General features: G+C 68.3%; 21 protein-coding genes. 9 read left to right on the top strand and 12 right to left on the bottom strand.

Annotated features, from left to right (window positions below; all coding sequences use genetic code 11):
* The first annotated feature begins 224 nt into the window (after window positions 1–224).
* From ASG05_RS13130 to ASG05_RS13115, 4 genes are all read left to right on the top strand, one after another.
* The gene (locus tag ASG05_RS13130) at window positions 225–485 is read left to right on the top strand and encodes a hypothetical protein (protein ID WP_056261605.1); all 261 of its coding nucleotides are present in this window, start codon (window positions 225–227) and stop codon (window positions 483–485) included.
* Between the two features lie 125 nt (window positions 486–610).
* Window positions 611–1,195, top strand: coding sequence for an ECF RNA polymerase sigma factor SigK (sigK, locus tag ASG05_RS13125; protein WP_042545575.1), 585 nt, complete (start codon window positions 611–613; stop codon window positions 1,193–1,195).
* A gap of 162 nt (window positions 1,196–1,357) precedes the next feature.
* On the top strand, window positions 1,358–2,860 hold the full coding sequence (locus tag ASG05_RS13120) for an MFS transporter (protein WP_369814057.1): 1,503 nt from the start codon (window positions 1,358–1,360) through the stop codon (window positions 2,858–2,860).
* The gene (locus ASG05_RS13115) at window positions 2,853–3,833 is read left to right on the top strand and encodes an alpha/beta hydrolase (protein ID WP_056261602.1); all 981 of its coding nucleotides are present in this window, start codon (window positions 2,853–2,855) and stop codon (window positions 3,831–3,833) included. The genes ASG05_RS13120 and ASG05_RS13115 overlap by 8 nt, the downstream gene beginning before the upstream one ends.
* Before the next feature lie 36 nt (window positions 3,834–3,869).
* Here the strand turns inward: ASG05_RS13115 and ASG05_RS13110 are convergent, their stop codons facing one another.
* The 5 genes from ASG05_RS13110 to ASG05_RS13090 form a co-directional block, all read right to left on the bottom strand.
* Window positions 3,870–4,358: a hypothetical protein gene (locus tag ASG05_RS13110; RefSeq protein ID WP_235491515.1), complete on the bottom strand. Its 489-nt coding sequence runs from the start codon at window positions 4,356–4,358 to the stop codon at window positions 3,870–3,872.
* An 89-nt stretch (window positions 4,359–4,447) separates the two neighbouring features.
* Window positions 4,448–4,867, bottom strand: a complete 420-nt coding sequence (locus tag ASG05_RS13105) for a hypothetical protein (RefSeq protein WP_056261599.1) — start codon at window positions 4,865–4,867, stop codon at window positions 4,448–4,450.
* A 103-nt stretch (window positions 4,868–4,970) separates the two neighbouring features.
* The gene (locus ASG05_RS13100; RefSeq protein ID WP_056261595.1) at window positions 4,971–6,224 is read right to left on the bottom strand and encodes a DUF3500 domain-containing protein; all 1,254 of its coding nucleotides are present in this window, start codon (window positions 6,222–6,224) and stop codon (window positions 4,971–4,973) included.
* Between the two features lie 279 nt (window positions 6,225–6,503).
* The gene (locus ASG05_RS13095) at window positions 6,504–7,004 is read right to left on the bottom strand and encodes a VanZ family protein (protein WP_056261593.1); all 501 of its coding nucleotides are present in this window, start codon (window positions 7,002–7,004) and stop codon (window positions 6,504–6,506) included.
* A complete protein-coding gene (locus ASG05_RS13090; protein WP_056261589.1) occupies window positions 7,001–7,717 on the bottom strand; it encodes a TetR/AcrR family transcriptional regulator in 717 nt (238 codons plus the stop codon). Before ASG05_RS13090 ends, ASG05_RS13095 begins: the two co-directional genes overlap by 4 nt.
* 96 nt (window positions 7,718–7,813) lie before the next feature.
* Between ASG05_RS13090 and ASG05_RS13085 the strand changes: the two genes are divergently transcribed.
* The 3 genes from ASG05_RS13085 to ASG05_RS13075 are packed head-to-tail and all read left to right on the top strand — an operon-like array spanning window position 7,814 to window position 9,701.
* The gene (locus ASG05_RS13085) at window positions 7,814–8,554 is read left to right on the top strand and encodes an SDR family oxidoreductase (RefSeq protein WP_056261585.1); all 741 of its coding nucleotides are present in this window, start codon (window positions 7,814–7,816) and stop codon (window positions 8,552–8,554) included.
* Window positions 8,554–9,456, top strand: coding sequence for an SDR family oxidoreductase (locus ASG05_RS13080; RefSeq protein ID WP_056261581.1), 903 nt, complete (start codon window positions 8,554–8,556; stop codon window positions 9,454–9,456). Before ASG05_RS13085 ends, ASG05_RS13080 begins: the two co-directional genes overlap by 1 nt.
* Before the next feature lie 38 nt (window positions 9,457–9,494).
* Entirely contained in the window at window positions 9,495–9,701 is a 207-nt protein-coding gene (locus ASG05_RS13075) for a tautomerase family protein (RefSeq protein WP_043594869.1), read from the top strand.
* A 95-nt stretch (window positions 9,702–9,796) separates the two neighbouring features.
* Here ASG05_RS13075 and ASG05_RS13070 read toward each other — a convergent pair whose 3' ends face one another.
* Entirely contained in the window at window positions 9,797–10,423 is a 627-nt protein-coding gene (locus tag ASG05_RS13070) for a TetR/AcrR family transcriptional regulator (protein WP_056261578.1), read from the bottom strand.
* Between ASG05_RS13070 and ASG05_RS13065 the strand changes: the two genes are divergently transcribed.
* Window positions 10,412–11,353 (top strand): SDR family NAD(P)-dependent oxidoreductase, encoded by a 942-nt coding sequence (locus ASG05_RS13065; protein WP_235491514.1) that lies wholly within the window; start codon window positions 10,412–10,414, stop codon window positions 11,351–11,353. The genes ASG05_RS13070 and ASG05_RS13065 overlap by 12 nt on opposite strands.
* Entirely contained in the window at window positions 11,350–12,294 is a 945-nt protein-coding gene (locus tag ASG05_RS13060) for a hypothetical protein (protein ID WP_157490235.1), read from the top strand. Before ASG05_RS13065 ends, ASG05_RS13060 begins: the two co-directional genes overlap by 4 nt.
* 157 nt (window positions 12,295–12,451) lie before the next feature.
* Here the strand turns inward: ASG05_RS13060 and ASG05_RS13055 are convergent, their stop codons facing one another.
* From ASG05_RS13055 to ASG05_RS13030, 6 genes are all read right to left on the bottom strand, one after another.
* The gene (locus ASG05_RS13055; protein WP_056261568.1) at window positions 12,452–13,033 is read right to left on the bottom strand and encodes a TetR/AcrR family transcriptional regulator; all 582 of its coding nucleotides are present in this window, start codon (window positions 13,031–13,033) and stop codon (window positions 12,452–12,454) included.
* 77 nt (window positions 13,034–13,110) lie between these two features.
* On the bottom strand, window positions 13,111–13,461 hold the full coding sequence (locus ASG05_RS13050) for a putative quinol monooxygenase (protein WP_043594866.1): 351 nt from the start codon (window positions 13,459–13,461) through the stop codon (window positions 13,111–13,113).
* A 1,088-nt stretch (window positions 13,462–14,549) separates the two neighbouring features.
* Window positions 14,550–16,466, bottom strand: coding sequence for a family 43 glycosylhydrolase (locus ASG05_RS16025; protein WP_082486784.1), 1,917 nt, complete (start codon window positions 16,464–16,466; stop codon window positions 14,550–14,552).
* A 60-nt stretch (window positions 16,467–16,526) separates the two neighbouring features.
* A complete protein-coding gene (locus tag ASG05_RS13040; RefSeq protein ID WP_056261561.1) occupies window positions 16,527–18,449 on the bottom strand; it encodes a glycoside hydrolase family 127 protein in 1,923 nt (640 codons plus the stop codon).
* Window positions 18,450–18,451: 2 nt separating this feature from the next.
* Window positions 18,452–19,336, bottom strand: a complete 885-nt coding sequence (locus ASG05_RS13035; protein WP_200936852.1) for a carbohydrate ABC transporter permease — start codon at window positions 19,334–19,336, stop codon at window positions 18,452–18,454.
* Window positions 19,333–20,127 carry a carbohydrate ABC transporter permease gene (locus ASG05_RS13030; RefSeq protein WP_235491513.1) on the bottom strand — a complete coding sequence of 265 codons (795 nt, stop codon included), beginning with the start codon at window positions 20,125–20,127 and terminating at the stop codon, window positions 19,333–19,335. Before ASG05_RS13030 ends, ASG05_RS13035 begins: the two co-directional genes overlap by 4 nt.
* Between the last annotated feature and the right edge of the window lie 226 nt (window positions 20,128–20,353).

The raw sequence follows: 20,353 nt of genomic DNA, 5'->3' as shown, positions 1-20,353 counted from the left end.
ATGCTCGTCGGCGTCGCGAAGATCACCGCCGCCACGGAGTAACACCCGACCGGGTCGTCTCCGTGACGACGCACCAGTCCTCATCTCCGCCTCGAGGGCTGGTGATCCCGGTGGGCCCCCTCCTGCACCCGTGCAGGAGGGGGTTTTCCTCTGCCTGAACAGGCCTACCGACAGACGAACGGACCACCTCTGTGTCGCACCTCACGTCATCCACGACGCCCGCCATGCTCTTGGGGCAGCTCCCGATCCACGCTGGCGCAGCACCCGTCGAGGTGCACCTGCCGCGATCTCGCTTCCCGGTCGCGATCAGCTTCGAGTCGCCGGACACCTGGGCCATCGCCGAGAGGATCGGCGAGCAGCTCGTCAGCCACGGACGCCTCGCCTACCGCACCGGTCGTTTCGTCGTCCGCACGGCGGCCGGGACGACCCGCTACGGTCACTCGTGGCAAGGTGCCGTCACCCAACACCTCCTGCGCCGCGGCTGACGACCGCCGCAGACGAAACGTGCACCCCCGTTCTGGGGTCGTCACTTGCGTTTCAGACGCATAGAGTCCACGGGGTGTCGTCGGGGCACACGACCCCGACCACCGAGCCACCCGGACTGGACGTCATGCCTCTCGCACCCGCTCCGCCCTGGGGCGTCGAACGCTCCGACGACGACCTCCTCGTCCTCGTCGCCGAAGGCAACCAGCAAGCTTTCGCGCTCTTCTACGACAGCACGGCTGCGCGCGTCCTGGGTCTGGTCCGGCGCATCCTGGTCGACCCGGCGCAGTCCGAGGAGGTCACGCAAGAGATCTTCCTGGAAGCCTGGCAGACCGCCGCTCGCTTCGACCCCGCGCGGGGCAAGGCGTCGTCGTGGCTGCTCACGATGGCGCACCGCCGCGCCGTCGACCGGGTGCGCGCCTCCCAGTCCGCACGTGACCGCGACCTCGCGGTCGGTGCCAGGGAGTTCGACGACGCACGGGACGACGTGGCGGAGACCGCCGAGACGCGGGTCGAGCACGAGCGGGTGACGAGGGCCATGCGCACCCTGACCGACCTGCAGCAGCAGGCCCTCGAGCTGGTGTACTTCGGCGGGCTGAGCCACAGCGAGGCTGCCCGCGAGGCCGGCGTCGCCATCGGGACGATGAAGACCCGCGTCCGCGACGCCCTGATCACCCTCCGACGCGTGATCGCCGAAGCCGAAGCGGCCTGACCGACCGAGGCGTCCGGTCACGTCGGCGCCGCGTCGGAGTTCTCCTTCCGCGGTGGCCCGTGTATCGTGCTCGTCACTGAGGTAAAAGGCGTCGCGCTCTGTGACGCACCCGCACGCGGCATCGAACGAGTCGCCACTTCTTCCCTCGAAGGAGTGCGTCCCGTGCCGCCCAGCCCCTCTCTCACCCGCCCTCGCCTGCGTGCCGGCGACGCGCCTCCGCGGTTGTCCGACGCGTGGATCGCCCTGACCGGGTTGTCCGCGGTGTTCCTGTTCGAGATGCTCGACACCTCGGTGCTGAACGTCGCCCTGCCAACGATCGGCCGCGAGCTGGGTTCGTCGACGACGGGCCTGCAGTGGGTGTCGGGCGCCTACGCGGTCGCCTTCGGCGGGCTCATGCTGCTGTTCGGCGCCGTCGCCGACCGGGTGGGGCGCCGCCGCGTCATGCTCGCGGGCCTCGCGCTGCTGGCCGTGGCGAGCCTCGCCACCGTGGCGGTCACGACGACCGAGCAGCTCGTCACCGTCCGCGTGCTGACGGGCGTCGCTGCCGCGATGACCACACCGGGGTCGATGGCGTTGGCGTTCCGGCTGTTCGACGACGAGGGCCTTCGCGTCCGGGCCCTCACGGTCATCTCGACCGCGGGGCTCGTCGGCCTCGCCGTCGGCCCGACCGTCGGCGGGTTCGTGCTCGCCGTTGCCCCGTGGCAGGTGCTGCTGCTGGCCGACGTGCCGATCGCGGTGCTGGCGTTCGTCGGCATCCGGTGCGGCGTCGCCCGGGACGACGCCGCGGGGCTGCGGCCGGACCCCGTCGACGTGGGCGGCGCGCTGCTGGGCACAGCGACCGTGACCGGGCTGCTCGTGACGCCGACCGTCCTCGTCGGGCCGACCACCACCTCCTCGTGGGGGTGGGCCGCCGTCGTGCTGACCGTCGCGTGCGGGGTCGGGTTCGTCGTGCGCCTGCGGACGGCGCGGCACCCGGTGGTCGACCTGCACCTGCTCGCCCGCCCCCTGGTGTCGAGCGGCCTGGCCTTCAAGGCCGCGTCGGGCCTCGCCGTCGCCGGGCTGTCGTACCTCGTGACGCTGCAGCTGCAGTTCGCCTGGGGCTGGCCGCCGGCCCTCGCGGCCGTCGGGACGCTGCCGCAGGTCGTCGTGCTGCTGGCCGGGGGTCGCCTCGTGGGGCCGTTCGTGCAGCGGGTCGGCCTCGGCCGGGCGGCGTGGGTCAGCGCGGCCGCGGTCGTGTCGGGCCTCGCCGTGTTCGGTGCCCTGAGCCGTCACGGGTACGTCTGGGTGCTCGTCGCTCTCGTGCTCGTCGCCGCCGGCATGCGCGTGGTCGGCGTCGTGGCCGGAGCCTCCGTGCTCACGGGCCTCCCCGCCGACCGCACCTCGGTCGGCGCGGCCCTCGTCGACACCTCGAGCGAGCTCACGGGCGGAGCCGCGGTCGCCGCCGCGGGCACGATCGTCGCGGCGTTCGTCACCGGCAGCATCACGACCACCCCGTGGACGGCCGCCCGGCTCGCGCGCTTCGAGGACGCCCTCACGGTCGCCGGGCTCGGCCTCGCCGCCGTCGCCGCCGTGCTCGTCGTGGTCGGGATGCTCCGCGCACGAACCGCCGCACCTGCACCCTCGACCACTCTCACCCCCACCACCCAGGAGCCCTCTCGTGCCTGACACCACCGCCCTGCCCCGCCCGCCGTTCGACCCCGAGTTCACGCCGTTCCTGGAAGCGATGGACGCCCGCGGCCGCTTCCGCCTCGAGACCGAGATGCTGCCGCGGATGCGACAGCTGGACATGACGGAGGCGCAACTCGACGAAGGACTGCGCGCCCGCGGTCTCGAGAGGCGCAGCATCACCGTGCCCGGGCACCTCGGCGACCCGATCACCCTCGCGGTGGTCCAGCGCATCGGGCGCACCGGGACGGCCGCCTGTGCCTACGCGATCCACGGCGGCGGCATGATGTTCGGCCATCACCTCGGCAACCTCGACTCGTACGACGACTGGCTGCTCGTGCACGACGTCGTCCTCGTCAGCCCCGACTACCGGCTCGCCCCGGAGCACCCCGACCCGTACCCGGTCGAGGACTGCTACGCCGGCCTCGTCTGGGTCGCCGAACACGCCGACGAGCTCGGCGTCGACCCCGAGCGGATCGTCCTGGTCGGCCAGAGCGCCGGGGCCGGACTCGCCGCGGGCACGGCGCTCCTCGCCCGGGACCGACAGGGGCCGGCCGTCGTCGGGCAGGTGCTCGTCAGCCCCATGCTCGACGACCGCGACGCGACGCTCTCGGCCCGACAGTTCGACGGGGTGGGCGTCGCCGACCGCGAGATGACCCGGTTCGGCTGGGACGCCTACCTCGGCGACCGTCGCGGCGGTGACGACGTGTCGATCTACGCGGCCCCCGGCCGAGCGACGGACTTGGCCGGCCTGCCGCCGGCGTACGTCGACTGCGGCAGCGCCGAGGTGTTCCGCGACGAGACGGTCGCCTACGCCAGCGCGCTGTGGGCGGCCGGCGTGCAGGCGGAGCTGCACGTGTGGCCGGGGGCGTTCCACGGGGCGACGAGCATGATGCCGGGAGCGACCCTGTCACGCCGGGCCGTCGCCGCCCTGCGCGACTGGACCGCGCGCCTCCTCGACCCCACACCCTGACGGCATCCCCGGGGCGGGCTTCATCGGTCGACGCGATCAGTGCCCGACGGTGACCTTGATCACCGTGATCACGGCACCGAGTGCAGCTAGCGTCAGGCCGGCGAGGACCGTACGTCGTGAACTCGGCACACCGCGGTATCGCGCGACGAGGGCTCCGATGAGGCCGAGACGGATCACGAGGTAGATCCCCGCGATCCCCTGAGCCCAGACGCCCGGGATGCTCGACCAGGAGGTGACGGCCAGCAGCAGCACGGGAAGGATCGCGGCCGAGAGCACGGGCACCGAGTCTCGAAGCTCGGAAACGAGCTGACCTGTGGTGAGCCGGTGCGGGGAGCGAAGCCGACGCCCGATGCCGTCAGCGACGGCGTGGGCCAGGAACGTCGACGCCGCCACCCCCGCCACGACCAGGACAGCGTGCCCCGAGGTCATCGCGTCTTGGCTGAGGGAGGCGAGGGCGGCCAGGACGACCATGTTCCCGTAGACGTAGGCGCTGATCCGGGCCGCCGCGTCCTCAGGACTGAACACGGCTCCGGTCCGAACGTCCCGCAGCGCCGGGGGTGTCGCGCCCCGCGGAACGGTCGGCAGTTCAGGAGTCATGTCCGGGCCGCCACACGTCAGGACGACGAGTCGCTGCCGGTCGAGCCGGAGTCGTCGGTGGACGTGTCGTCGTCCGTGGCGGGAGGCGTCGCGCTGTCAGGAGCAGTGCCCATGTCGGGCGGCCCGCCGTCGCCGAAGTCCGGGCGCGTGCCGTTGCGATCGAACCCGCCCTGCTCGGTGCCGCTGCTGTTGCCGCCGAAGACAGTCGTGCCGAGGGCGATGCCGGCACCTCCTCCGACGAGGAGTCCGACCACCAGGGCCGCCGCGCTGACGACGGCCAGCACGCGGCGGGAGAACGACCTCTTGGGTGCGACGGCGGGTGCGGCAGCCGGTCCGGCAGCCGTCGCGGTGGCGGGCGCGGTCGAGGGGTCGACGGGCGGAACGGCCGGCGGGAACGATGCGGCGTTCTGCGGCTGGTTGGGGTCGTGGTTCGTCATGGGTTCGCTTTCTCCTTCAGGTGCCGGTGCGGTGGGGGCTCGTTCGCCCCGGGCGGGCAGGCCACAGCTCGTGAGCTGGTGGCCTTCCCGTGGGGTGTGGCGGCTAGTTGCCGTCGGGGCCGCCACCGGCGGGAGCGCCACCGCCACCGCCCATGCCGGTCGCCGCCTGCTGCTCGACGCTGTTCGCGTAGTCGTTGCTCGGGTCGCGGTAGATGGTGTGCACGTGACCCCAACCCGAGGTCACGACGCCGTCGATGTCGGCACCGGCGGAGCCGTCCTGGGCCTGGAACCCGACGTAGACGTTCGGGCCCGAGATGGAGAAGTTGATGCCGTCGCCCTGGGTCATGTCGTAGGTCGTCTCGCCGGACCACGCGATCACGGTGTCGTCGAGGGTCGCCTCGATCTCGGCACGGGTGGCCGCGGCGCTCTCCTCGTCGGCCATGCCCGACCAGTTCGCGATCAGGTCGAGCAGCAGCTCGCGCTGCTCGTCGGTGAGGTCCGAACCCATGAGGCCCGACCCGGTGGTGAACTCGCAGGTGTCGCCGGGGGCGCACATCGTCACCTCGCCCGAGGTCAGGGTCTCCTGCTGCTCGGCCGTCAGGGAGTCGTAGAACGCGAACGCGTCGGTGTAGATCCCGTCGAAAGCCTGCACCTCGGTGCCGTCCTCGGTGGTCCAGTCAGCCGGCTGCACGCCGAGGTGCGTCGGGGCGAAGGTGATCGCGTCGGCGGTCCCGTCGAGGGTGGCGTTGATGCCGAGGTGGTGTCCGCCGAACTGGACCTCGTAGGCGCTGGTGTCGGAAGCGTCGCCGAAGAAGGCGATGTAGTACTGGCCCAGGGTGGCGACGTCGCTGCTGCTGTTGTCAGCGAGGTACTGGTCGCTGGCGATGATGTTCGACACGGTCTCGTACGCGTCGTCGCTCAGCAGCGCCTCCATCACCTGGAGGGCGGCGACCTGCTGCTCCTCGGTGAGGTCCGCGACGTCGAGACCGGCACGGTCGACGAACGTCGTGGGGAAGTTCGACCACGAGGTCGTCTTGGTCTCGTCGTCGTAGTCGTACGTGACGGCCTCGCGCTGCTCGTCAGAGAGCGTGTCGAGGAACGCGGTGATCGCCTCGGTCGTGTTCGTGATGGTGTCGGCGGTCGTGCTCGAGTCGGACTCGGTGACCTCGGTCGCTGCCTGCGCGACCGTCACGTCACCGGTGGCGCCGGTCGAGGTCGACGTCCCGGTCGTGGCCGAGGAAGAGCTGGTGGTGCCGGCGCAGCCACTCAGCATGAGACCTCCCACGAGGAACAGGCTCGTTCCGAGGAGGATCTGGCGGCGGCGCGGGCGCTTGTTCGTGTCCGTGGTCTTCGTCATGGGGCCAAGCTAAGGAGTCCGGCTTGGTCGATCCGATGGGATCTCTATGAGCCGGCGATGAGAGCTGGATCGGCTTCACGTGTCGTGGAGCCGCCCGATGGACCATCCCCTATCGGACACCTTCAAGGAGCCGTACTAGGTGCTTCTTACATCGAGCGCCCCCGCTTGCAGAGGGAAGACCACCATCCTCGCCATTGCCGATGAGCCCGTGCACATCACGCCCTGATCGCCAGTAGGCATATTGGCCGCGGGTCGGGCGCACCGCTGGCGGCCAGTGACTCATCCCGACGACGCGGTGGCCCTACGTCGCCGGTCGATCGCGCAGATGACGAGAGCGATGACCGCGCCCAGCACCGCGCCGACGGCGTTCATGGCCCAATCGTCCGTGTCGCACCGACGACCGAGGGCCGGCGTGAGGGCCTGGACGACTTCGATGACGGCGGAGAGGGCGACCGCACCGGTGAGGATTGTCAGCGGCCGGTTCGTCGCCGTCCCGAGGAAGAGCACGAGCGGCAGCAGCATCGCGACGTTGGCGAGCGTGTCGATGCCCTGGAACGGGACGCTGAACTGCACGGTGCAGGTGACACCGCCGGGCCGAGCTCCGTCGGGCAGCAGGGTCAGGACGAGCACCGCGATGAGCGCGACAGCCGAGAGGCCGAGGAGGACACGCCGGAGCCGGAGCCGGTGCAGGACCCAGGCGAGCAGGGTGGCGGCCGCGACGGCGACCCACAAGCCGATGCGGACGAGGGGCGCGTGTTCGACGAGGAACGTGGAGATCACCGGGGGCCGTCGCTTTCTCGGTCGAGGCGCGTGAGCCAGATGTTCATGAGCGCGGACTCCTCGGGGAGGAGGGCGCCAGGCCCGCCCTCAGCGAGCTGCGCACGGAGCTGCCGCCGGGCGGCTGTGGCAGCGTCGAACGACGCCGGCGGGGAACCCGCGACGAGGACGGCACCGAGGACGGCGTCGCGGAGCGCGTCGGCGACCGCATTCGCCCGTCGCGCGGGACGCACGGTCGTCATCTCGTCGAGTGCGAGCCCGACGTTGGCCGCCAAGATCATCCCCGATGCGACGTCGACTTCGAGACGGAGAAGCCCAGCGGCCGCGCACCGAGAGAGCGTCCGCTCGAGCAGCGCCCTCACACCGTCCGCTGCGCGACCGCCCGCCCAGGGTCGCGGCGCGAACATCAGGCGATAGAGGGCGGGGTTCTCCCTCGCGAAGTCGAGGTGGTCACCCCACCCGCGGCGCAGGTCCGCCGCCGGGTCGTCGGTGGCCTCGAGCTCGGCCTTGCGGGCGGCGTAGCGCTGCAGGCCCGTCTCGGCCAGGGCGTCGAGGAGTCCCCGCTTGTCGCCGAACAGCCGATACAGCACCGGCTGGGTCACACCGACAGCCTCACAGACCGCTCGTGTGGCGATCTCGCCATCGGACGCGGCGACCAGTTGTTCCTCGGCCGCCGCGAGCAGCGCGCTCCGGAGGTCGTCGTCGGATCGGATCATGGCCCCCAGCCTAGGGCACTTGCTATCGCGTGTCGTATCTGTGATAGTTCTTGCGTATCGGCGAAACTGCCGATCAATAGCAACGAAAGGCAGATCATGAGCACTGATCCCCAGCGCATCGCCGTCGTCACGGGTGGCTCCCGCGGCATCGGCCGCGCCATCTCCACCCGACTCTCCCGTGACGGGTTCACCGTCGTCGTCGCATCAGCCAGCGGGGGTACCGCGGCCGCGGCGACCCTCGACGAGATCACGAGCGCCGGCGGCCATGCCATCGCCGTGCAGGCCGACGTCGCCGACGAGCACGCCGTGGCGGCGATCTTCGACAGGGTCGCGAACGACTTCGGGGGCGTCGACGTCGTGGTGCACTCGGCCGGACGCCTCGGCTTGTCGACCATCGCCGAGCAAGACCTCGACGCCCTCGACGACCTGCACAGGACGAACGTCCGCGGCACCTTCGTCGTCGCACAGCAGGCAGCACGTCGGCTGCGCTCCGGGGGTGCCTTCGTCGGCATGTCGACATCCGTCGTCGGAACGCAGTTCCCCACCTACGGCGCCTACGTCGCGAGCAAGAGCGCGGTCGAGGGCATGGCGCTGATCCTGGCGAAGGAGCTCCGTGGCCGGGACGTCACGGTGAACGTCGTCGCTCCGGGCCCGACCGCGACGGAGCTGTTCCTCGACGGCAAGACGCAGGAGCAGATCGACGCCCTGGCCAAGGTCCCGCCGCTCGAGCGCCTCGGCACCCCGGAGGACATCGCCGGCGTGGTGGCGTTCCTTGCAGGGCCGGACGGGCGCTGGGTGAACGGCCAGACCATCCGTGTCAACGGCGGCATGGTCTGATGACGGTGCCGCTGGTCATCCTCGTCACCGGCGCCTCCACAGGATTCGGTCGACTCACGGCAGAATCGCTGGCACGCGCAGGCCACGTCGTCGCGGCGGGCATGCGCGCCGTCGACGGGAGGAACGCGGCTCATCGCGACGCCCTGGCCGACCTCGCCTCTCGTGAGGGGCTGAGGCTCGGCGGCGTCGAGCTCGACGTCCAGTCGCAGGGATCCGTGGACGCTGCGGTCGACACCGTCATCAGGGCGTACGGCCGCATCGACGCCGTCGTGCAGAACGCCGGCCACATGGCCTTCGGTGCCGCTGAGGCTTTCACGCCTGAACAGTTCGCGTACCTGTACGACGTCAACGTGGTCGGCGGCCACCGGGTAGCCCGCGCCGTCTTGCCGCACATGCGCTCCCAGCGCTCGGGCTTCGTCGTATGGGTGGGCAGTTCCTCCACCCGCGGCGGGCACCCTCCGTTCCTGGCCCCGTACTTCGCCGCCAAGGCCGGCATGGACGCCCTCGCCGAGAGCTACTCGGCCGAGACGATCCGCTTCGGCATCGACAGCTCGATCGTCGTCCCCGGGGCCTTCACCTCGGGCACGAACCACTTCACCAACGCCACCACCCCGACGGACGAGGCGCGGGTGACCGACCACGACGCCGAGTACGGCACGCTCCGCCGCCAGCTGACCCACCGCCTCGCCGCGATCGTGCCGCCCGAGGCCGACGTGCAGGACGTCGCCGACGAGATCGTGCGCCTGGTCGGCCTGCCCCAGGGGACGCGCCCGTTCCGGTCGCACGTCGACCCGTCCCGCGACGGCAGCGAAGTCGTGTCCGCGGTCACCGACCGCATCCGTGCCGAGTTCTACCGCCGCATCGGCATCGAGGATCTCTTGCCCTCGAACGCCGCCCTCTGACCCCCGGAACGTCCGGGCCACCACCGAAAGGAACCACCATGCCCTTCGCCAACCTCAAGGTCCCCGCGGACACCCTCACGCCTGAGTCCAAGAAGAAGCTGCAGGACGCCGTCACGGACGCCATCGTCGACGTCTACGGAGAACGAGCACGCCCGACGACCCTCGTCATCCTCGACGAGGTCGCCGACGGCGGCTGGATGCTCGGCGGCACCATCCTCAACGAAGCGATGCTCGGCCGCGTCTAGTACCGCATGTCACAGGATGAGGGGCCCGGGCGACCGGGCCCCTCATCGCGTTCGCGGCACCGAGCCTGCCGCGACTCGAGCGCGCCGGTCCCGGTTCACCCGTCGGGGGCGGTGACCGGTCCCTGGGCGGCCGTTCCGAGCTGCTGCTCGATCTGCGGCAGGAGCGCCCGCACCGCGGCGACGACGACTTCGTCCACGCGATCCTCGGGGAGCCGGCCGGTGGCGGCCAAGGCACTGATGCCTTCTGTCGTCGCCGCGACCAGGAACGGCATCGGGCCCATCGACTCCGGACTGCTCTCCCCGAGCAGCTCCGCGCCCACTGCGAAGAAGCGCTCGGCCGAGGACTGCGCCTCGGGGTCGCGCCCCGCATTCGTGCCGTCGTCGGTCGACGCGAACATCAGCTGCATCAGGGGGCCGTTGTGCTGCGCGAAGCGAGCATGAGCGCGGATGTACTCCGTGAGCCGGCGCTCGAGGGTGCCCACCTGCCGCGCGGCCTCGAGATAGCGACGCAGCTCGTCGAAACCGTCCGCGGCGATCGCGGCGAGGACGGCGTCCCGGTCACGGAAGTGACGGAGCGGCGCACCATGGCTGACGCCCACGCGGCGCGCGAGCTCTCGCACCGTCACCGCCTGTTGCCCCTCCTCGATCAGGAGCGCGCGCCCCTCGCGGACGAGCTCTTCACGCAGCGACCCGTGGTGGTAGGAGCGTGCTTGCTGTGCCATCCGAACAGTGTAGACGTTGACAACAATGTGGCCAGTGTCTACATTGGGGGCATGGACGACACCAGAGCAGGCCAGGCACCGACCAACGAGACCGTCATCATCACCGGCGGCACCAGCGGCATCGGCCGAGCGACCGCGGTCGCCCTGGCCGAGTCCGGATCACGCATCATCCTCGCTGTCCGGAATCAGGAGAAGGGGCAAGCCATGGCAGCGACCCTCCCCGGCACTCCGGGAACGCACCGCGTCCTGCCACTCGACCTCGCGCGGCTCGAGACGGTGCCGGACTTCGCAGACCGGATCGACGAACCGATCGCCATCCTCGTCAACAACGCAGGCGTCGAGTCGAAGGACCTCCAGCGGACGGCCGACGGTCACGAGCTCCAGTTCGGCACGAACCACCTGGGGCACTTCCTCCTGACGACGCTGCTCCTGCCGCACATCACCGACCGCGTCGTCACCGTCGCGTCCCAGGCGGAACGGATGGCTCGTCTCGACCTCGACGACCTCGATTGGCACCGACGCCCGTACCAGGCGAGCCGGGCGTACGCGGACTCCAAGCTCGCCAACCTGCTGTTCACGTCGGAGCTGGACCGGCGGCTGCAGACGTCGGGCTCTCGAGTGCGGGCGCTGGCCGCCCACCCGGGGTTGGTCAAGACAGCCATCTACGACCGGCCGGCCGGTCAGCGCCCCAACCTCTGGGACCGGCTCGTCCCGATCTTGGGGCAGGAGCCGGAAGACGGTGCGCTGCCGTCGCTGCTCGCCGCCTCAGCCGACCTCCCCGGCGGCACCTTCGTCGGACCCCAGCGGATGATGCACATGCGAGGCGGGGCCGAGGTGATCAGCCAGTCGAAGCAGGCACGGAACCCGGAGACCGCAGCGAGACTCTGGTCGATCTCCGAGCGGATGACGGCAGCGGGCACCCGCCCGTGAGCCTCGTCCAGGACCGTCCCCGCGCACTCTGGACCGCTGTACGCGGATGGCACCGACCTCTCGTCGCCTTCACCACAGTGATGTGCCTCTGGGCTGTGGTGTGCCTCGTCGGGCTGATCCTCGATCCGCGGACATTGGCAGGCGACCCGATCTGGGCCAAACCTCTCAAGTTCTCGATCTCCCTCGCGCTCTACGCGATCACCCTTGCGTGGATGCTCTCGATGGTGCAGCGGCCTGTCCTGCGTCGGATCGGTTGGTGGGCCGGAACCGTCGGCGCAGCCGCCTCCCTCCTGGAGATCGTCGTCATCTCGATCCAAGTGGTTCGCGGCGTGGGAAGCCACTTCAACGTCTCGACTCCGACGAACCAGCTCTTCTACCAGCTCATGGCCGGTGGGGTCACCCTCATGTACTGCACGACACTGGTCATCGGAGCCTTCCTGGCCATGTTCTCCCGGATCGAGGACAGGGCGCTGGCGTGGTCCCTGAGGCTCGGACTGATCATCGCCCTGGTCGGCCTGTCCGTGGGATTCCTCATGGTGATCCCCACGGCGGCCCAGCTGGCCGACCCGACATCGTCGACCTACGGCTCCCACTCCGTGGGCGGTGACGACGCGACCGGCGGCATCTTCTTCCTCGGCTGGAACACCGCCCACGGAGATCTCCGCGTGTCCCACTTCATCGGCATGCACGCACTGCAGGTGCTGCCGATCCTCGCGATCACGCTCCCTGGGGCGCTCAGTGAGGCCGATCGGCTCCGTATCGTCGTCGCGGCCGGAGCGACGTACGCTGCCGTCACCGCGATCGCCCTGTGGCAGGCGTTGCGGGGACAATCGGTCATCCACCCCGACGCCATCACCGTCGCGGCAGTCGGGGTCACCATCGTCCTGGCTGCGATGAGCTTCATGACCATCGCCGCGCAGAGACGCCACCAGCACAGGTAGCTCCAGAGCCTGGCCTGACGGCACACCGATGGACGAAGTCGAGGTCGCGCTCGACGAGCGCCCTGGTTTCCCGTCGAGTCTCGGCTCACCATCTCCAGTCGGTCACCTCCAGCGTGGTCGCTACAAGCACTTGATCGGGTCTGGGTTGCCTCGCGCTTCAAGTGAGCAGGGTGAACGCCGCTCGGCCGACACTGAGGAGCACCGACCGGTCGGCGCCGGCAGTGCCGAGGACCTCCATGCCGCGAGTGACCGCCACGAAGTACGTCGCCAGGGCCCGGGCGTCGAGAGCCGCGTCCACTTCCCCGGCTGTCTGCGCTTGCTCGATGCACCCGGCGTACTCGTCCTCGAGGCGCCGATAGGCGCAACGAGCGGCTTCAGCGACCTCCGGATCGCGGTCGGCCAGCTCCACCGTGGCCTTCGTGAACAGCGAATCCAACGGCCCTTCCAAGGTGAAAGTGATGGCGAGTGCATCCAGGTGCGCTCTGATTCGCTCGAGCGGAGAGGCCGTCCCCGATGTGAGCTCGACAGTCAGGCGATCAACCTGCGTGGAGGTGCTCCGCTCGAGTGCGCGCAGAAAAAGGTCTCGCTTGCCCCCAAAGGTGTTGTAGATGCTCTGCTTACCGAGCCCGGTGGCGCGGCTCAGCTCCTCCATCGTCGTGCCGCCGTAGCCAACGGCAGCGAAGACACCGGCGGCTTTTTCGACGACGGTGTCCTCGTCGAATTTGCGAGGTCGGGGCATGGCGCGATCCTATGCGGGGCCAAGGCGGGCTCGAAGGCAGGCTCGGCCTACGTTCCGCAGGTCGCTTAGTGGTGCTGTCAGCTCACGCTGGGGAGGGCGCCAGCTGTCTGGGCGGCCACGTCGTAGTACTCGGCCTGGTAGTCGAGGATCCGGATGCCCCCGAGGACGGCTGTAGCCGCCTCAAGGAAGTTCTCATCAGCCATATGGGCGTCGATGGCGGCTTGGTCACGCCAGCCCTCGGTGAGGTGGATCGTGTTCGGGTCCGTGAGATCCTCGGCGAAGACGTAGTACGTGCATCCGTCTTGGTGCGCAGTGGTGGTCAGGTGAGGGATCACGGCGTCGCTGAATGCCTGTCGATCGTCGGGGTGGACCGTGTAGTACGCGCTGATGACCTTGCTGGTCGGGCTGTGCTTGGTGTGCGAGATCATGGTGCCTTCTCCTCCGTGGCCACGGACCGTCTGGGCCAGCAGACCACTGTACCTCGATAGTTGTCTACTTAGTCAATAACTCGGTTTCCGCGCTCTACCGACTTGCTACCGTGACCGTCGAAGAAGGATCAGTACGCCGTCCTGTTCTCCAAGCTCGCAGCCGTCGCTGGCACAATCATCGACAGCGTCTGAATCCCTGGGGACCGGGGCGCGTGCACGGCGGCGCGACGCCTCCCCGACGCAAGCCGCGCTGAACCGGCCCCACGCATACGCCGGACCAGACGAATAGCGCCGAGAACCAGGAATGTCGCTGAGCGATCCCCTACCGGGCAGACGGGATGAGGAGTTGTCCACGCCGTAGTGCGCTTGCTATCAAGAATTCACCGAGGGCCGTAAGTGCTATTCCTGCGTATGCGAGGGTCGGCCATTGTGAGTTGCCGATTCCGCCGTTCCATACCCAGAAAGCATTCGCGGTTATGGCGCCGACGCCAAGAAGCCCAAGACCCAGGGATGCGCGGATGTGGGGCGCCCTTGGCTGGCGACGACCCTTGACAAGGAGCTGAATCGTCGCGGCAGAGACGCATGCACCGCCAAGCAAACCGATGAATGGTGCCGAGGCAACGAGCACTTGTCCGAGCGCAGGAATTACCGGTCGCGGCATGACGGTCAGCCTTTGTGCGACTGCGGCGCACGCGCTGACGAGTAGGAAAACCTCGGCCGCGGGCGCGTGACGTAGCGGTCTCTCATCCGTTGCACCGAACACGAGGAAACACAGCCCCCCGAGCGTCAGCACACTCCCCCAGATGCCGACAGCATCGCTGATGCGAGGAGATAGGGAGTGAAGGAGGGTGAGGCAGGTGCACAAGCCGCTCAGGACGAACATGACGGCTCCGAAAGCTTCTAGCTGATCGCTACCTCGACCAGCGGCTTGAGGTTCGTCGCCCGGGGTGCCTTCCTCGCGTCGATGCATGTCTCGTTCCTTGCTTCCGCTCAACTTCGCACCGAACAGCACGGCCGTCTTACGAAGCGAAGACGGCCGTGCCCTTCGTGGTTGCGCCTAACTCGGAGCCCTGCTCTCGCTCGTCTGTCTACTGAGCTGTGGCATCTGTCCAGCCTGACCAGGACGATCCGTTCCAGGTGTCTCGCGCGTAATCACCGGATGGCGTACGGACCGTCACGTCGGTCGTCCCGTCGACCCGGGAGGTCACGGCTGGGGCGGATGCTGCGCCACTGCTTGGCTTGCCGATCGACTGCCAGTTGGCCCATCCGCCGGCACTCGTCCAGTAACGCTCCCAGATGTTGCCGTCTCGACCCAGTGCGTAGATGTGCATGCGTCCCGCGTTCCAGCTTGCTGCGCTCGGAGCGGAGACGAGCCCGGCCGCTCCTTGCCCGAGGTCTTGCCATGCTGACCAGCTTGACCCGTTCCAGGACTTCGTTGCGATCGCGTTGTTCGCGGTCCGGACGAAGAGGTCGACACGGTCTGTCGTGCGGGACACTGCGGCAGGAGCGGACAATGCACCCCCGGCAGGAGCGCCGAGATCTTGCCAAGACGACCACTGCTGCTCTGGGGACCACCACTTCTCGTAGATTTTGCCATCGCTTCCGCGGACGTAGACGCTTTGCCGGTTCGGACCCCACGACGTTGCCGAGGGTGCAGACCCGAGCCCATTTGGGGTGGGGGCCCCGAAGTTCTCCCAGCCGCTCCAGCCGGAACCGGTGTTGTAGGCGTGCGCGAGAGTTCCGTCGGCGCGAGCGGTGAAGACGTCGATGGTGCCTGCAACCCTTGACTCTGCCGCGGGCGCAAGGACGGCAGCGCTACCGGTCGAGGGCAACGCCGACCAAGCGGACGTATTAGAGGCGCTCCCGGCGCGTTGAGTGATGGCCCCGGAGGAGGTGCGAGCGAAGAACGAGACGCTGCCTCCGGAGGACACGGCGGCGATGGCGGAGTTGTTGACCCCGGAGTCACCGGACGGGAGCAAGGTGCTGGCTCCGGGCTGCTGGGGCTGGCCGAAGTTCGGCGTCCCGTCACTGTTCCACGTGACCTTCTTGGCCATCAGGCGGCGGTCGCTGCCGTCGAACGCGACGGCCGTGCTCGTCTTCACGTGATAGGCCACCCAGTCCTCTGAACCGTCGGGCGAGGTGAACCATGTCATGGATCCGGGCCCGTACGCGCCGACCGAGTCGTTGCGTTTAAAGACGCATCCCGAGGACTTCGTCCACGACGATGCCTGCGTCAGGTCGGCGCCCAGAGTCGCAGTCATCATCCCGACGCAGTAGTCGGGGCTCTCGTACCCACCGGCCGAGAAGATGTTGAAGACCTTGTTGCCGTGCACGACGATGTTCGAGCCCTCGTCGATGCACCTGCCGTTGGCGCACTCCCACCCGGATGTTGCTGCCTGCGCGACCTTGGACCATCCGGTTGTCAACGTGTACGGATTTGATGCTTTTGCCGCCCAGATGCCCCCCTCATAGGTCTGGAACAGGTACAGCTGCGATCCCACTAGCGCCGGTCCCGCCGCGTAACCCAGGCCGTTGACGACTCCGGGAATGTACGCCTTGAACGTGTAGGTGCTCGTGGGGTCGCTGTTGGCGCTCTCGAGGACGAAGGACTTGCCGTGGTTCTGGTCGCCGTCGTCCCCTTGCATGTAGATGTACCAGCGTCCACCGGAGGGGAAGAGGTATCCGCCCCATCCGACATGTGAGGAGATGTCGGGCATCGAGGAGGGAGGTGTCCAGACGCTGATTTCGGAGCCGTCGGCGAGACCGGCGAGGCTCGATGCAACGCGCATCCGCACTTCCGTGCCGGTGTGGTCACCGTTGTAGAGCATGTAGTACTTGCCCTGGTAGGTGTGGATGTCCGGGTCGGCGCCGGTTCCGGGCAGCAGTGGCAGGTTGGCCACCGTGGCATTCGTGGCTGCGACCGCCGGTGTCGGTGCGGTCACACCGATCGTGGCGGTCGTGAGCAGGGCAGCGAGTACGGCGAGTGTGCCGAGATGACGGCGCATGGGAACTCCTTTGTTCGCACCTTGGAGGTGGGTCGGTGATCTGTCGTGGCGTCGGATGGTTCAGGCGATGACGGGCAGCCAGACGCGCATCGTGGTTCGACCGCGCTCCCCCCAGTGCGCGTAGGGGCGCAGAAGCAGCCGAACGGGGAACGCGTCGTCGTGCGCGGGCTCCTGCGTGGCGTAGGGCCATCCGGCTGCGGGGTCGTCGCTCCTGGCCCACCCGCGGGCCTCGACGAGGTCCGGGCCGACGGCGGCGAGATCCGCAGCCGGGTCGATCTCGATGTCCGCGATGTCGTGGCCAGCGGGCAGGTCGATACCCTCCAGCGCGAAGACACGCGGGCCCTGCTCGACCGCGAGGCATCCACGTAGTGCATCCACCTGAGGGGCCGGACTCACGAACCGGGCGCGCATGTCGAATGTCACCTGCAGGGTGTCCCCGGACATGACGCCAGTGAATTCCGTACTGCGTTCCGCATCATGTGCCACCGCTGATCCCTCGACACGAACGATGGGCGTTCCGGCCCAGGAAGGCACTCGCACGCTCATGGTCACTCCTGCGTCCGGGGCGTCCTCGACGACGACCGTCACGGTGCCGGAGCGGGGGTAGTCGGTCTCCACCCGGAAGGTGACGGGACCGCCGTCGACGTCTACGGTCCATGTGCCGGAGGCGTACTGAACGATCTGGACTCCCGAGGCGGAGCTCGTCACCGCGTAGGTGGAGAGAACGGCGAGGGTGCGGGAGACGTTCGGGGGGCAGCAGGACACGTCGAACCACGGGGCACGTTCACTTGTTGCAGACCGGACGCTTGGTGTGTCGATGTCGATCGGCTCTCCCTCGACGCGTTGCTGCAAGGGGTTGCTGTAGAAGAAGCTGTGACCGTCTGGCGCAGGAGAGGTGGCGATGATGTTGAACAGGGTGCGTTCGATGAGGTCGTTGTAGCGCTGGTCTCCGGTGGCTAGGTACAAGCGCCAGCTGAACATGACTGATCCGACGCCGGCACAGGTCTCGCAATAGGCCCGGTCTGGTGAGAGTTCCCAATCATCACCGAAAGCCTCTCCGGTGTGTCGTGACCCCATGCCGCCCGTGACGTGCGTTCGGCGACGGACGGTGTGTTCCCACTGCCGTTCGAGGGTGCGGAGCAGCTTGTGGTCACCTTGCTCGACGGCGACGTCGACGGCGCCGGCGGCGAGGTAGAGGGCACGGACGGCATGGCCGTGCAGGGCCAGCGTCTCGCGGACGGGGGTGAGGTCTTGGAAGTACTCCTGCCCCATCTCGCCGCCCCTCAGCCGTCCGCTGCCGCGGCGCTCGACGAAACGCTGTGCCTGGCGGATGTATCTTTCGTCTTCGGTCAGGCGACCGAATTCGACCAGCGCCGGTTCGATGTTCGGATGCCCGCAGTACCGCTGGTCACCGGTGTCACCGAAGGTCGTGACGATGTGGTCGGCGGCGGCACGGGCGATGTCCAGGAGAAGTCCAGGCCCGTCCACGCGGGTGGCCGCGACTGCCGCTTGGAGTAGGTGGCCGTAGTCGTAGAGCTCGTGGCCCCACTCGAGGTCTGAGTAACGGGGGGCCTGCCCGGGCCTGCCGAACATCGTGTTGAGGTACCCATCGGGTTCCTGTGCAGCAGCGATGATGCGCACGAGATCATCCCGCTTAGCCCGCAGCCGGGCGTCAGCCGGTTTCCGGCCGAGCTCCCACGACATGGCCTCGATGAGCTTGTAGACGTCTGAGTCTGTGAATTCGCGACCGCGTCGACGTTCAGGCAACGTCCCGTCTGCGGCGGCGCGAAAGTTGTCGACCCAGCCGAGGCGCTCCATCCACGACCTGGAGTGCTCGATCATGACCGTGCTGTTCACGTTCTGCCAAAGCCCCCAGTAGCCGGATGGGTTTAGAGCCGACCGGTCCAGGGATGCAGGTGTCCGTTCGGTCTCCGTCGGCAGCGTGGGTGCGATGGGAGTCGTGGGTGATGTGGTGAGGGTCATGGTCAGCCTTTCAGGGCGCCGGTCATGAAGCCGCGGACGTAGAAGCGTTGGAGCACGAGGAAGAGCACCACACAGGGGATCGCGAGGACGACCACACCGGCCTCGGTGGCGCCATAGTCGATCGACCCGAGTGTCTGCTGGCGGATCGATGCGATGGCAAGCGGGAGCGGGGCCTTGTCGGGGTCGTTGATGAGGATCAGCGGTGCCACGAAGTCGTTCCAGGATGCTAGGAACACGAACAGACCGACGGTGATCATGCCGGGTGTGACCGAGGGGATCAGCACTGACCAAAGGGTGCGGGGGCTGGACGCACCGTCCATGACCGCTGCTTCCTCCAGTTCCATGGGGAGCCCCTCGAAGGCGATCCGCATCATGAACACGGCGAACGGCAGTTGGTACATGGCCAGGACAAGGGCGAGACCGATTAAGGAGTTGGACAAGCCGAGAGTGTTCAAGAGGACGTAGAGCGGAATGAGCAGCGACGCCGCGGGAACCATCAAGATGCCGAGGATGAGGATGAATAAGACGTTCTTGCCGGGGAAAGCGAAGCGGGCGAACGCGTATCCGGCGAGGGTGCTGATGAAGAGTACGAGCGCGACGGTGAGCAGTGCCACGAAGAGGCTGTTGAGGAAGTACCGTCCGAGGCCGGCTTGGAAATGCACGAGGGCTTCGTAGTTGCCGAAACCGAAGCCGTCCTGTTGGGAACTGTCGCCTTGGGGGCTGACGGATGCGTAGGCCGCCCAGGCGAGTGGTGAGACGAAGGCGAGGACGAGGAGCATCGTCAGCACCATTCGGGTGCCGGGTCCGAGTCGGTGCAGCGACCATCTGCGCATTGTTCGGGTGGTCGTCGGCACGACTGTGCCGGCGCGAGAGGGCAGGGCGGTCATGAGTGGTCCTTCTCCCTGAGGAAGACGATCTGTGCGGCGTTGAGCACGAGAAGCGCGATGAGGGTGGCGACGGAAAGCGCACCGGCCTGCCCGAGGTCAAAGCTTTGGAACGCGGCGCGGTAGATGAGCTGTACGACGGTGATGGTGGAGTTGTCGGGGCCGCCTTGGGTGAGGATGAAAAACTGGTCGAAAGCGAGCAGTGATCCGGTGACTCCGAGAACGAGCGACAGCATGATCGAGGGACGCAGCAACGGCAGAGTGATCCGGCGGAACACCTGCAGGGCGGTTGCTCCGTCCAGGCGCGCAGCTTCGTAGAGCTCGACGGGTATCGCTTGGAGGCCGACGAGCAGGATCAGCATGTAGAAGCCGGTGAAGCGCCAGACCACCAAGACCACCGTTGACCAGAAAGCTTTGGTGGGGGTGTCGACGAAAGACAGCGGCTGGTCACTCAGGCCGAGCCACTGTGCGATGCCGCTGAGGGGTCCGACGTTCGGGCTGTAGAGGCCGACGAAGAGCAACGACGCGCTGGCGACGCCCAGTGCCGAGGGCAGCAGGATCGCCGTGCGGACGAAGGTGTTCGCCCGCGACACCTCTTGCACGAACAGGGCGAGGGCCAGTGACAACACGAGCACGATGCCCGTCGCGACGACTGTGTACAGCAGCGTGAACCCGACTGCGGGCAGGAAGAGCGGGTCGGAGGCGAAGCTGAGGTAGTTTTCCGGGAAGTTCGATCCGGCGTTCCCACCGATGAGGCTCCAGTCACTGAAGGACATCACCACGACGGTGATCAAGGGAACAACGAACAACAGCACGACGAAGACGGCTGCCGGTGCCGCGTACGCCCATCCGATCAAAGCCCGGCGGTGTCGAGTGTGGAACGAACGGGTCGTCCTGACGGCTTGGGGTCGACGTCGCTGTGGCGAGTCGATGGTGGACGTAGCTGTGAGCACGGGAACTCCGAACGGGTGTGCAGGTGCGATCACGCCGAAGGGCGCGAGGGTCGGGTGGGAGGTGCCG

Origin of the sequence: Frigoribacterium sp. Leaf186 (assembly GCF_001423905.1) — a bacterium.
Classification (GTDB): Bacteria; Actinomycetota; Actinomycetes; order Actinomycetales; family Microbacteriaceae; genus Frigoribacterium.
This window is presented reverse-complemented; position numbering and strand designations above follow the sequence as displayed.

Coding starts and splice junctions, on each gene's coding strand:
- ASG05_RS13130 (WP_056261605.1), top strand. CDS start 225: ATGCTCTTGGGGCAGCTCCCGATCCACGCTGGCGCAGCACCCGTCGAG.
- sigK (WP_042545575.1), top strand. CDS start 611: ATGCCTCTCGCACCCGCTCCGCCCTGGGGCGTCGAACGCTCCGACGAC.
- ASG05_RS13105 (WP_056261599.1), bottom strand. CDS start 4,867: ATGACGAACCACGACCCCAACCAGCCGCAGAACGCCGCATCGTTCCCG.
- ASG05_RS13100 (WP_056261595.1), bottom strand. CDS start 6,224: ATGACGAAGACCACGGACACGAACAAGCGCCCGCGCCGCCGCCAGATC.
- ASG05_RS13090 (WP_056261589.1), bottom strand. CDS start 7,717: ATGATCCGATCCGACGACGACCTCCGGAGCGCGCTGCTCGCGGCGGCC.
- ASG05_RS13085 (WP_056261585.1), top strand. CDS start 7,814: ATGAGCACTGATCCCCAGCGCATCGCCGTCGTCACGGGTGGCTCCCGC.
- ASG05_RS13080 (WP_056261581.1), top strand. CDS start 8,554: ATGACGGTGCCGCTGGTCATCCTCGTCACCGGCGCCTCCACAGGATTC.
- ASG05_RS13075 (WP_043594869.1), top strand. CDS start 9,495: ATGCCCTTCGCCAACCTCAAGGTCCCCGCGGACACCCTCACGCCTGAG.
- ASG05_RS13070 (WP_056261578.1), bottom strand. CDS start 10,423: ATGGCACAGCAAGCACGCTCCTACCACCACGGGTCGCTGCGTGAAGAG.
- ASG05_RS13055 (WP_056261568.1), bottom strand. CDS start 13,033: ATGCCCCGACCTCGCAAATTCGACGAGGACACCGTCGTCGAAAAAGCC.
- ASG05_RS13050 (WP_043594866.1), bottom strand. CDS start 13,461: ATGATCTCGCACACCAAGCACAGCCCGACCAGCAAGGTCATCAGCGCG.
- ASG05_RS16025 (WP_082486784.1), bottom strand. CDS start 16,466: ATGCGCCGTCATCTCGGCACACTCGCCGTACTCGCTGCCCTGCTCACG.
- ASG05_RS13040 (WP_056261561.1), bottom strand. CDS start 18,449: ATGACCCTCACCACATCACCCACGACTCCCATCGCACCCACGCTGCCG.
- ASG05_RS13035 (WP_200936852.1), bottom strand. CDS start 19,336: ATGACCGCCCTGCCCTCTCGCGCCGGCACAGTCGTGCCGACGACCACC.